The 11,819-nt window shown below is 68.9% G+C and carries 9 protein-coding genes; 3 read left to right on the top strand and 6 right to left on the bottom strand.

Going from position 1 to position 11,819, the window contains the following annotated elements:
* The 4 genes from CON77_RS07700 to recA form a co-directional block, all read right to left on the bottom strand.
* A partial coding sequence (locus tag CON77_RS07700; RefSeq protein ID WP_198552307.1) for an ATP-binding protein occupies window positions 1–3,297 on the bottom strand: 3,297 nt, incomplete at its 3' end.
* A 16-nt stretch (window positions 3,298–3,313) separates the two neighbouring features.
* Window positions 3,314–3,709, bottom strand: coding sequence for a response regulator (locus CON77_RS07695; protein WP_101048584.1), 396 nt, complete (start codon window positions 3,707–3,709; stop codon window positions 3,314–3,316).
* A 79-nt stretch (window positions 3,710–3,788) separates the two neighbouring features.
* Complete coding sequence (gene recX / locus CON77_RS07690) at window positions 3,789–4,292, bottom strand: recombination regulator RecX (protein WP_101048583.1); 504 nt, start codon at window positions 4,290–4,292, stop codon at window positions 3,789–3,791.
* Entirely contained in the window at window positions 4,289–5,374 is a 1,086-nt protein-coding gene (gene recA, locus CON77_RS07685; RefSeq protein ID WP_101048586.1) for a recombinase RecA, read from the bottom strand. The genes recX and recA overlap by 4 nt, the downstream gene beginning before the upstream one ends.
* A 207-nt stretch (window positions 5,375–5,581) precedes the next feature.
* Between recA and CON77_RS07680 the strand changes: the two genes are divergently transcribed.
* From CON77_RS07680 to CON77_RS07670, 3 genes are all read left to right on the top strand, one after another.
* A complete protein-coding gene (locus CON77_RS07680) occupies window positions 5,582–6,013 on the top strand; it encodes a MarR family winged helix-turn-helix transcriptional regulator (RefSeq protein WP_439650540.1) in 432 nt (143 codons plus the stop codon).
* 89 nt (window positions 6,014–6,102) lie between these two features.
* Complete coding sequence (locus CON77_RS07675) at window positions 6,103–6,777, top strand: response regulator (RefSeq protein WP_101048581.1); 675 nt, start codon at window positions 6,103–6,105, stop codon at window positions 6,775–6,777.
* A gap of 103 nt (window positions 6,778–6,880) precedes the next feature.
* A complete protein-coding gene (locus tag CON77_RS07670) occupies window positions 6,881–8,266 on the top strand; it encodes a sensor histidine kinase (protein WP_101048585.1) in 1,386 nt (461 codons plus the stop codon).
* Here the strand turns inward: CON77_RS07670 and CON77_RS07665 are convergent.
* Together CON77_RS07665 and CON77_RS07660 are read right to left on the bottom strand one after the other, a co-directional pair.
* Window positions 8,251–8,901 (bottom strand): glutathione S-transferase family protein, encoded by a 651-nt coding sequence (locus tag CON77_RS07665; protein ID WP_101048580.1) that lies wholly within the window; start codon window positions 8,899–8,901, stop codon window positions 8,251–8,253. The genes CON77_RS07670 and CON77_RS07665 overlap by 16 nt on opposite strands.
* 48 nt (window positions 8,902–8,949) lie before the next feature.
* The gene (locus CON77_RS07660) at window positions 8,950–11,619 is read right to left on the bottom strand and encodes a DNA topoisomerase III (RefSeq protein ID WP_232788446.1); all 2,670 of its coding nucleotides are present in this window, start codon (window positions 11,617–11,619) and stop codon (window positions 8,950–8,952) included.
* Between the last annotated feature and the right edge of the window lie 200 nt (window positions 11,620–11,819).

The following is an 11,819-nucleotide window of genomic DNA, read 5'->3' as shown; positions in this document are numbered from 1 at the left end:
GGCGGCCTGGGCCCGGTCGCCGGCCTGCTGGACGGCTTGCAATTCGGCGGCCTGCTGGCGCCAGACGCCGGGGTAGGCGCGCAGCAGGCGTTCGAAAAACCCCCGATCGCCGCCCAGACGGCGCAAGGCGGCCTCGGGCGCGAACACGGCGGGTGCGAGGCCCACCGACGGGACCGCAGACGCCGGGACCGCGGCCGGCGGCCGCCCGGCCTCCCGTGGCGCACGCCCGGTGTGCACCAGGATGACCTGGACCACCTCGTCCAGATCGAAAGGTTTGCCGATGTGCGCGTTCATGCCGGCCTCCAGGCAGGCCTGGCGGTCCGTGGGCATGGCGTTGGCGGTCATGGCCAGGATGGGCAGGTCCGCGAACCGGGGCAGGCGGCGGATCGCCCGCGTGGCCTGCAAACCGTCCAGCACCGGCATCTGCATGTCCATCAGGACCAGGTCGTGGGACGGCGCCGCCCCCTCGGGCACGGTGAGGGCGGCGAGGGCCGCCTGGCCGTTGTCGGCCAGGTCCACCGTCGCCCCTTCACGCCGCAACATCTCCAGCGCCACCTCCTGGTTGAAGGCGTTGTCCTCCACCAGCAAGAGGCGCAAACCCCGCAGGCGTTGCGGCACCTCGACCGGCTGGGCCGCCCGGTCGGACGCCGAGCTGCGGTCGTCCCGGGCGCCGCGGTAGGCCTGCAGCAGGCCGCGCGCGGTCAGGGGTTTGATCAGGTCGCGGTGCGGCTGCACACGCCCCTGGACCTCGGCCGCCTGGGCCTCTTCGGCACCCCGTCCCAGGCGCAGCCACACCGGCGCATGGCCGGCGGCGTGCCAACTGTGCAAGACCGCCTCCAGCGCGTCGGCCTGGGCCGGGGTGGCGGACAGGTCGGACACGACCAGGTCGGCGGGCACGTCCTCGGCGCGGTCGCCGGTGTGCACCAGACAACCCTGCGCGCCCAGGCCTCGGACCAGTGCCTCGCGGGTGCGGGGGTGGCAACCCACGAGCCACACCCGGGGTGCCCGCACCGCAGAGTGGCACTCGGCCTGGCGGCGCTCGGTACCCAGGGCCGACACCCCCAGCTCCACTTCAAAACCGAAGCGGCTGCCCCGCCCCAGCTCGCTGTCCACGGCGATGGCCCCCCCCATCAGCCCCACCAGCCGCTGACCGATGGCCAGGCCCAGGCCGGTGCCGCCGAACTGCCGCGCGGTGGACGCTTCGGCCTGGGAAAACCCGGTGAAGATGAAACGCTGCTGCTCCGCCGCGATGCCGATGCCGCTGTCCTGCACCTCGAAACGCACGCGCGCCCGGTGCTCGTCGCACGCCAGCCGCTCCAGGCGCAGGACCACCTCGCCCAGCGAGGTGAACTTGATCGCATTGCCCAGCAGGTTGATCAGCACCTGCTTGAGCCGCAGGGCATCGCCCACCAGCACCGGCGGCAACAGGGGGTCGATGTCGAACACCAGTTCCAGTGCCTTGCCGCCCAGGGTGCCCGAGAGGATGGTGGCGAGTTCGACGCACCAGGCCTCGACCACGAAGGGCTCGGGATCGAGCGTCATCTTGCCGGCTTCGATCTTGGAAAAATCGAGAATGTCGTTCAGGATGCCCAGCAGGGAGCGTGCCGCCGACGTCGTCTTGTCCACCAGCTCCCCCTGGCGCGGCGACAGCTCGGTGAATTCGAGCAGGCGCAGCATGCCCAGGATGGCGTTCATCGGGGTGCGGATCTCGTGGCTCATGTTGGCCAGGAACTGGCTCTTGCTGCGGGACGCCGCATCGGCCTCGCGCAGCGCACGCTGGGTGTCGGTGATGTCGATGCGGAAGGCCACGTGGAAGCCGTCGGCGGTCTTGCGGTCGGCCAGGTGCAGCCAGCGGCCGTCGCTGAGCTGGACGATCTGGTCGGAACTGGGACTGCGAAAGCGCCGCAGGCGCTCGGCCACCCAGTCCTCGAACGCCCCCTCACCCACCGGTGCGGCGCCACTGCCGCCATCGGCCCGCAGGATGTCTTCGTAGCGTGCGCCCAGCGGGGTCACCTCGGCGCTGCCCGGGTACCGCTCGCGGTAGCGGTCGTTGCAGAAGACCAGGCGCTCCTGCGTGTCGAACAGGGCAAAGGCCTCACCCAGGGCATCGATGGCCGCGCGGAACGTGCGTTCGCTCTCCTGGACGCGCCGCTGGGCGTGGGTGAAGGCGGTGATGTCGACCACCGCCCCGATGAGCAGCGACTGGCCGTGGTCGTCCACCTCCCGCTGGCCCAGGATGCGCAGCCAACGCAAGCCCCGGCGCACGGAGTGGATCTCGACCACGGTGTCGAAGGGCGGAGGGAGTTGCTGCACGTGCGCCACGACGGCGGCCATCTTGGGGTGGTCCATCGGGAACGCGAAATACCCCGGCGCCCCTGGGGCTTCGTCCATGTCGCCCGCCTCCAGGCCATAGATGGCCAGGCACTCGGCCGACAGGTAGAGGGTGTCGCGCCGCCCATTCTGAAACCAGCCCCCGACGCCGGCGAGCCGGCCCGTGCGGGCCAGCATGCGACGGCTGGCCGCCAGGCCCATTTCGGCCTGCTTGTAGCGGGTGATGTCGGTGCGGATCGAGGTGTACTTTTCCACCAGACCGTCGGGGCCGAGCTGCGGCGCGATCAGGCTGTCGACCCAGTAGAGCGAACCGTCCTTGGCGCGGTTGCACACGGCCCCGCGCCAGGGCAAGCCCTGGCTGACGGTGGCCCACATGTCGGCCCAGAACGCGGGGGGGTGGGTGCCCGAATTCACGATCCGGTGGTTGCTGCCGATCAGCTCCTGGGCGCTGTAGCCGCTGATGGCCTCGAAACGCCGGTTGACCCAGACGATGGTGCCGGCCCGGTCTGCCTCGGACACGATGGCGTGCATGTTCAGGGTGTCCGCCAGCGCCTGCCAGCCGCGCACCGACCGTCGGGAGCGCTCCAGTTCGCGCCGGTAGCCGTCCACATCGCTCAGGCTCAAGGCATGGCCGCCCGCGGGCAGCGGCTGGGACATCAAACGGAACCAGTGGTCGCTGCCCCCGGACAGGCGCACGCAGACATCGACGTCCATGCCCGACCAATGGGCCAGCACCGCCGACCACTCCAGCAACAGGGTCCGCCCGCTTGGCGCCGGGTTGCACAGGGGCAGCGCCGTGTCCAGCGGGCTGCCCAGCAGGGCCTGCGCGGGGCCGAGCCAGCGCTCGGCCGCCGGGTTGACCCGCACCACCCGGTGTGTGGCATCGCACAACAGCATGGGCTGGGGGCTGTGCTGGGCCAAGAGGCCCCAGGCCTGGACCCAATCGGGCGCTTCGGGTGTGGACAAGGCCGCCTGCATGGCATCAGGCCAGGCGCAGACGGCGCAGGACCTCGGTCAGGGCCGGCACCGACAGGGGCTTGACCAGGAAGCCATCGGCCCCCGCCGCGTGAAAGGCCTGCTGGGTGTCGGCGCCGCCGTCGCCCGACATCATGACCACCGGCACGCGTTCGCCCGAGCGTTCGCCCTCGCGGATGGCACGCAAAGTCGCGTGGCCGTCGAGTTCGGGCATGTGGATGTCGAGCAGGACCAGATCGAACGCCTGCCGGGGCAGGGCCGCCAGGGCCTTGGCGCCGTCGGTGACGAGGGCCCCGCCGTGCCCCAGGTCGCGCAACAAACGGGCGGCCACGCGCAGGTTCAAGGCATCGTCGTCCACCACCAGCACACGCAAGCCCGGCGGCTTCAGGGGGCTGGCCGTCATGGCCGGTCTCCGGGCTGCGGCAGCGGGGCGTCGAAGGGCGAAAACCGGTCGCGTCGCGTCATGCGGCCATGATACCCCCTCAATCGGACCACCCACCGGGGTCGGCACCGAACGCCGGCACCACCCGCCGGACCACCTCGGCCGCGAAGCCCCGTGCGGCCAGGAAGCGCATCTGCCGCGCCCGCTCGGCCGGGTCGCGGGGCGGGGCGCCGAACTTGCGCGCCCAAACGGCCTGGGCCCGCTCGGCCTCGCTCGCCCGGAGTTGCTGGACCGCCCCGTCCACGAGTTCGGTGCTCAAACCCTTGGCCTGCAGTTCGGCCCGCACCCGGGCCGCCCCGAACCGTTCGGCCTTGCGGTGCACCAGGCTGTCGGCCACCCGGGCCTCGTTGATGAAGCCCTTGGCCTGCAGTTCGTCCAGCACCGGGGCCAGGGCCTCGGGCGGATCGGCGTGGGGGCGCAGCTTGCGCTCCAGTTCGGCCCGGGAATGCTCGCGCAAGGCCAACAGGCGCAAGGCCCGCGCCTTCAGCGAGGGCGCCGGCCGGCCCGGCCGCGCCCCGCCCTCGCGGGCGCTGGGCTCGTTCACAGCGCGTCGGCGTCTTCGATCTCGTCGGCGCTGCGCGCGCCCTGGGCCGGGGCCTCGTAAGCCGGCAGGGCCGGCACGTTCAGCGCCGCACGGATCTTGTTTTCCATCTCGTGCGCCAGCTGCGGGTTCTCGCGCAGGAATTCGCGCGCGTTCTCGCGGCCCTGGCCGATCTTCTCGCCGTTGTAGGCGTACCAGGCGCCCGACTTTTCCACCACCTTGTGCAGCACGCCCAGGTCGATGATCTCGCCCTGGCGGCTGATGCCTTCGCCGTAGAGGATGTCGAACTCGGCCGTCTTGAAGGGCGGCGCCACCTTGTTCTTCACCACCTTGACCTTGGTTTCGGAGCCCACCACCTCCTCGCCCTTCTTGATGGAGCCGATGCGGCGGATGTCGATGCGCACCGAGGCGTAGAACTTGAGCGCGTTGCCACCGGTGGTGGTTTCGGGGCTGCCGAACATCACGCCGATCTTCATGCGGATCTGGTTGATGAAGATGACCATGCAGTTGGTCTTTTTGATGGTGGCGGTCAGCTTGCGCAGCGCCTGGCTCATCAGGCGGGCCTGCAGGCCGGGCAGGCTGTCGCCCATGTCGCCTTCGATTTCGGCCTTGGGCGTGAGCGCCGCCACCGAGTCCACCACGATCAGGTCCACCGCGCCGGAGCGCACCAGGCTGTCCACGATTTCGAGCGCCTGCTCGCCGGTGTCGGGCTGGGAGATCAGCATGTCCTGCAGATTCACGCCCAGCTTCTGCGCGTACTGCACGTCCAGGGCGTGTTCGGCGTCCACAAAGGCGCAGGTGCCGCCCAGTTTTTGCATCTGCGCGATCACCTGCAGCGTCAGCGTGGTCTTGCCGGAGGATTCCGGGCCGTAGATTTCCACCACCCGGCCACGCGGCAGGCCGCCCACGCCGAGGGCCACGTCCAGGCCCAGCGAACCGGTGGAGACGACCTGGATGTCCTCGATCGCCTCGCCTTCGCCCAGGCGCATGATGGTGCCTTTGCCGAACTGTTTCTCGATTTGCGCCAGCGCGGCCTGCAGGGCCTTGGCTTTTTCACTGTCTTGGGGCTTGACGGCTGCGTTCATGAAAAACTCCTTGAAAAACATGAGGTTGAAGCACCCGCCTCCCTGATATTGACGGCTTGGCGTTGGCGCTTGAGGGGCAGTTTAAACGCTTATAAAATTCAAAAACATATATTTTTAGTCAGTTTGCATTACTATTTACCCGTGACCGAAAACACCCCAACCACCCCCGACGACGAGCGCTGGCGCCTGACCCACCTGGGCCGGCTGATGGGCCACGCCCTGCGCCGCTTCGACGCCCGGGTGCTGGAACTGATGGCGCACTCGGCGGAGGCGCCGCTGGCCCTGTCCCACCTGGCCGCCCGCGACCAGGTGGGGGCCGCCCACGTCCACATCACACGCCACCTGGGCCTGCGCGGTTCGCGCCTGACCGAACTGGCCGAGCGCGCGGGCATGAGCAAGCAAGCCATGGGCGACCTGGTGGACCAGTGCGCCGCCTGGGGCCTGGTGCGGCGCGAACCCGACCCGCTGGACGCCCGCGCCAAGCGCATTGTCTTCACCCCCGCGGGGCTGGACTGGCTGCACGCCTTCCGGCAGGCGGTGCAGCAGGCCGAAGCCGAATTCCGTGCCCAGGTCGGCGCCAACGTGGCGACCGTGGTGGCGCTCGGCCTGGAGGCCTACGCCGACGGGGACGAACCCTAAGCCGCCCCAAACCCGGTCGGCAGGCGCCTAAAATCGACCCAAAGTCCAGAATCCGGCACCAAGCCGAGACCCCAACCCGGAGGCAAGCGATGCGCATCCTCATTGCAGAAGACGACCAGGTGCTGGCCGATGGCCTGTTGCGCACCCTGCGTGCCGCCGGCGCCGCCGTCGACCACGTGCCCAGCGGCACCGAAGCCGACGCCGCCCTGCTCACCAACAACGAGTTCGACCTGCTCATCCTCGACCTCGGCCTGCCCAAGATGCACGGGCTCGAGGTGCTCAAGCGTCTGCGCTCGCGCGGCTCGGCCCTGCCGGTGCTGATCCTGACCGCGGCCGACAGCGTGGACGACCGGGTCAAGGGCCTGGACCTGGGCGCCGACGACTACATGGCCAAGCCCTTCGCGCTGCAGGAGCTGGAGGCGCGCGTGCGCGCCCTGGTGCGGCGCGGCAACGGTGCGGCCACCAGCCTGATCAAGCACGGGCCGCTGGCCTACGACCAGGCCGGGCGCGTGGCCACCATCGACGGCAAGATGGTCGAGCTGTCGGCCCGCGAACTCGGTCTGCTGGAGGTGCTGCTGCAGCGCGCCGGCCGCCTGGTCAGCAAGGACCAGCTGGTCGAGCGCCTGTGCGAGTGGGGCGAAGAGGTGAGCAACAACGCCATCGAGGTCTACATCCACCGCCTGCGCAAGAAGATCGAGAAAGGCCCGATCCGCATCGCCACGGTGCGCGGCCTGGGCTACTGCCTTGAAAAAATCGCCGGCTGAGGCGGCCTCGCCCCTCGACCCCCAGCCGGAGCCGGCGGCACCGCTGTCCTTCGGCCTGTTTCAGCGCGAGCAGCGCAGCCTGTTCGGCGAGATCCTGGACTGGATGCTCACGCCGCTGCTGCTGCTGTGGCCGCTGTCGCTGGCGCTGACCTGGTTCGTGGCACAGGGCATCGCCAGCAAGCCCTACGACCGCGCCCTGGAGTTCAACCTGCAGGCGCTGACCCAGTTCATCGAAGTGCGCGACCACCTGACCCAGTTCAACCTGACCGCCCAGGCGCGCGACCTGCTGCGCGCCGACGACACCGATCTGATCTTCTACCAAGTGCGCGACCAGCAGGGCACGCTCGTCAGCGGCGACCCGGACTTTCCCACACCCGACCCCGAACTCAGGGGCATGCCGGGCGAGGTCTACCTGCGCGACGACGTGGTGCGCGAGGAAGACGTGCGCGTGGCCTACACCTGGGTGGCCCGCGGCCTGAACCGCGACCAGTTGGTGCTGATGCAGGTGGCCGAAACCCGGGGCAAGCGCTCCAAGCTGGCGACCGAGATCATCAAGGGCGTGATGGTGCCGCAGTTCATCATCCTGCCGCTGGCGGTGCTGCTGGTGTGGCTGGCGCTGGTGCGCGGCATCCGTCCGCTGAACGACCTGGAACAGCGGATTCGCGCGCGCAAACCCGACGACCTGAGCCCGATCGACAACGAGCACGTGCCGCAGGAGGTGGCGCCACTGGTGTCGTCCATCAACGACCTGCTGGAACGCCTGAAAAGCTCGTTGAACAACCAGAAACGCTTCCTGGCCGACGCCGCACACCAGCTCAAGACGCCGCTGGCGGGGCTGCGCATGCAGGCCGAAATGGCGCAGCAGGCCGCCGCCGCCGAAGACGTGCACCGCTCGCTGCAGCAGATCGCCAAATCGAGCGTGCGCGCCACCCACACCGTCAACCAGCTGCTGGCCCTGGCGCGGGCCGAGAGCACCGGCCGCGCCCTGCCTGCGGTGCCGGTGGACTTGGCGGTGCTGGTGCGCGAAGCGGTGGAAGACTCGGTGCCCCGCGCCCTGGACCAGCGCATCGACCTGGGCTACGAGGGCCCGGACGAGGTGCCGCGCAGCTGCCTGCTGCCGGGCAACCCGACCTTGCTGAGCGAGCTGGTCCGCAACCTGGTGGACAACGCCATCAACTACACCCCCTCGGGCGGCGTGGTCACGGCCCGGGTGCTGGTGGACCCGTTCAGCGGGGTGCAGGTGCTGCAGGTGGAGGACAACGGCCCCGGCGTGCCCGACAACGAGCGCGAGCTGGTGCTGGAGCCGTTTTACCGGGCGCTGGGCACCAACGTCGACGGCTCGGGGCTGGGCCTGGCCATCGTGCAGGAGATCGCGCAGCAACACGGCGCCACCCTGGAACTGGAAGACACCCACCCGGGCCGGGCCCAGCAGCGTGGCCTGCGGGTGTCGGTGCGCTTCGGCCAGCGCGCCGATCAGGCCGGCTTGTAGACGTTGAGCTGCAGCTTTTCGCGCTCGACCACGCGCGCCACTGCCGGCAGCGCGGCAAAGGCCTGGGCCAGCGCCCAGGTGGCGGGCAGGGTGGTGGGGTCGATGCCGGCAAAACCGCCCCAGCGCAGGAAGGTCAGGGCGTAGGCGTCGAGCACGCCCGGGCGCTCGCCGGTCAGCCACGGGGTGGCCTTGTGCGCCACCTTCACCTCGATTTCGTCCAGCAGTTCGCGGTATTTGCCCACGGCAAAGGCCTTGACCGCGGCCTGCGCCTCGGCGTTGTCGGTGAACTTCTGCGGCATGAACACGTGGGTGAAGGTGGGGTGCACCGTGTTGTTCATCCAGACCAAGGTTTCGAGCACGCGGGTGCGCTCCAAGCCGGCTTTGGGCAGCAGGCCGGCCTCGGGCAGGCGCTGGTCCAGGTGCAGCACGATGGCCACGATCTGGGTGATCACGTCGCTGCCATCGACCAGCACCGGCACCTGGCCGCGCGGGTTGATGGACAGGTAGTCGGCGCTGTGCTGCTCGCCCTTGTGCAGCTTGACGCTGACCGGCTCGAACGTGGCGCCGGCCAGCTCCAGCAGGGCATGGGGCACAAAGGAACAGGCGCCGGGGGCGTAATACAGCTTGAAGCTCATGGCGTGGGTCTCCGTTGGTTATGAGTCAAAACTTCAATGATAGGCCGCTCAGCCCGCGGTCTTGCGTGCGGGGGTTTTGCGTGTCGCGGCCTTCTTGGCGGGGGCCTTTTTGGCCGCGGCCGTCTTGCGCGGCGGGTACTTGCTCTCGCGCGGCTCGAACTCGAAGCCCACCTTGCCCGCGCCCGGGTCCCAGGCCAGGAAGGCCTTGAAAGCGCGCCGCGTCTTGTTGGACACGAACTTGTCCAGCAGGTCGGTCTTGCCGGTGCTCAGCAGCTTTTGCATCTGCTCGGGCGCGATGTCCTGCTGCAGGATGGTGGTACCGCTCTTGAAGTCGCAGCTCGGCGTCGGTTGCCCCACTGTCGGCACGGCCTTGCTGCAGACGTAGTTGGCACCGTGCGCGTGCACCGGGCTGCCACACTTGGGGCAAGGGCCCAGGCTGTCGCGGCCGGCGAAGTCCACCAGCTCGCCGGTTTCCTCTTCCTTCTTGTCGTCGCCAAAATCGAATTCCAGCTTCCAATTCTTGTCTTCGTCGCTGAACTTGAGCGCCAGCTCGGCCACAAACGGCCAGCCGGCCTTGGAGCGGAAGCCCTCCAGCGGGCCGATGTGCTTGGCCGCCAGGAAGGCGTCGGCCTCGTCGATCTCGAAGGTGCGGCCGCCCGGCGATTTGCCGAAGGAGAAACCGCAACCGTCGCTCTTGCCATCGGCACCGGTGCAGGCGTAGCGGCGGTAGTTTTCCTTCACCACGCCGCCGCAGTTCGGGCAGGGCGTGGCCAGGGTGGCGTAGTTGCCGGGCACGGTGTCGCGGTCGTATTCCTTGGCCTTTTTGACGATGTGCTCGGTCATGGCCGCGATCTCGCGCATGAAGGCCTCGCGGCTCAACTGGCCGCGCTCCATCTGCGACAGCTTGTGCTCCCACTCGCCGGTCAGCTCGGGCTTGGAGAGTTCTTCCACCCCCAGGCCGCGCAACAGCGTCATGAGCTGGAAGGCCTTGGCGGTGGGGATCAGCTCGCGGCCTTCGCGCAGCATGTATTTTTCGGTCAGCAGGCCTTCGATGATGGCCGCGCGCGTGGCCGGCGTGCCCAGGCCCTTTTCCTGCATGGCGCTGCGCAGTTCTTCGTCGTCCACCATCTTGCCGGCGCCCTCCATGGCGCCCAGCAGCGTGGCTTCGCTGTAACGGGCGGGCGGGCGGGTTTTCAGGCCCTTGGCGGTGGCCTCGTCGGTGCGCACGGTTTCGCCCGGCTGCACCGCCACCAGGTTCTGGCCCTTGTCGCCGGCTTTGGCGTCTTCCACGTCTTCGGCCGCTTCCTTGCCGTACACCGCCATCCAGCCGGGTTTGACCAGCACCTTGCCTTCGGTCTTGAAGTGGTGCGTGGCCCCCGCGGCAGCCACTTTCGTGATGCGGGTGGTGACCATGAATTCGGCGCTGGGGAAGAACACCGCCAGGAAGCGGCGCACCACCAGGTCGTACAGCTTCTGTTCGGCCTCAGACAGGCCGCTGGGCGCCTGCAGGGTGGGGATGATGGCGAAGTGGTCGCTCACCTTGCTGTTGTCGAAGACGCGCTTGGTGGGCTTGATGTAGCCGTTGTCCAGCGCGGTGCGGGCGTGCTGCGACAGGTGGTGCAGCGGGCTGGCCGCCAGCATCTCCATGGTCTGCCGCACCGTGGGCAGGTAGTCTTCCGGCAGGGCACGGCTGTCGGTCCGCGGGTAGGTCAGGGCCTTGTGCTTTTCGTACAGGCTTTGCGCCAACGCCAGCGTGGTTTTGGCGCTGAAGCCGAAGCGGCCGTTGGCCTCGCGCTGCAGGCTGGTCAGGTCGTACAGCAGGCCGCTGGCCTGGGTGGTGGGCTTGGACTCTTCCGTCACCGTGCCGGGCTGGCCGCGCACGGCCTGGGCAATGGCTTGCGCGTCGCGCTCGGTCCACAGGCGGTCGGCCTTGAGTTCGGCGTCGGCACCGTCGCCGCTGGGTTTTTTGAACGCCGGGTCGAACCACTTGCCCGGGTATTGCCCGGCCTGGGCGCCAAACACCGCATGGATTTCCCAGTAGTCGCGGCTCTTGAAGGCGCGGATTTTTTCCTCGCGCTCCACCACCACCGCCAGCGTGGGCGTCTGCACCCGGCCCACGGTGGTCAGGAAAAAGCCGCCGTCGCGGCTGTTGAAGGCCGTCATGGCGCGCGTGCCGTTGATGCCCACCAGCCAGTCGGCCTCGGAACGGCTGCGCGCGGCGTCGGCCAGCGGGCGCATCTGCTCGTCGCTGCGCAACTGCTCGAACCCGTCGCGGATGGCCTGCGGCGTCATCGACTGCAGCCACAGCCGCTGCACCGGCTTGTTCAGCGGCTTGGCGCCGCCCGCGTACTGCTCGATCAGGCGAAAGATCAGTTCGCCCTCGCGCCCAGCGTCACAGGCGTTCACCAGCGCGCCCACGTCCTTGCGTTTGGCCTGCTTGACCACCGCGCTCAACCGCGACTTGGTCTTGTCGATGGGTTTGAGGTCGAAGTGCGGCGGAATCACCGGCAGGTGGGCAAAGCTCCACTTGCCGCGCTTCACGTCGTACGCCTCGGGCGCGGCGATTTCCACCAGGTGGCCCACCGCGGAGGTGACCACGTACTGGTCGTTCTCGAAGTGGTCCTCGTGCTTCTCGAACTTGCCGGCCACGGGGGTCAGCGCCCGCACGATGTCCTGGGCCACCGAAGGCTTTTCCGCGATCACCAAGGTCTTGCTCATAGTCGTCGTGTTCATCTCTACAATCCACTCCCATGCGCGCGCACGCGCACCTGTGTGTATGTGCACGCACCCGCGCGCACCTGCATGAAATTACCTTACCAAAATTTCCGCACGTGCCCGCCAACACCGCCCTCACCCCGTCAAAAACCGCCGGCCGCCGCCTGCAGATCAAACGCTCCGGCGTGCATGGCAAGGGGGTG

This window comes from Macromonas nakdongensis (assembly GCF_002837145.1).
In the GTDB taxonomy this organism is placed as follows: domain Bacteria; phylum Pseudomonadota; class Gammaproteobacteria; order Burkholderiales; family Burkholderiaceae_C; genus Macromonas_B; species Macromonas_B nakdongensis.
Note: the sequence above shows the minus strand (reverse complement) of the source record. Positions and strands in the feature narration are given on the sequence as shown.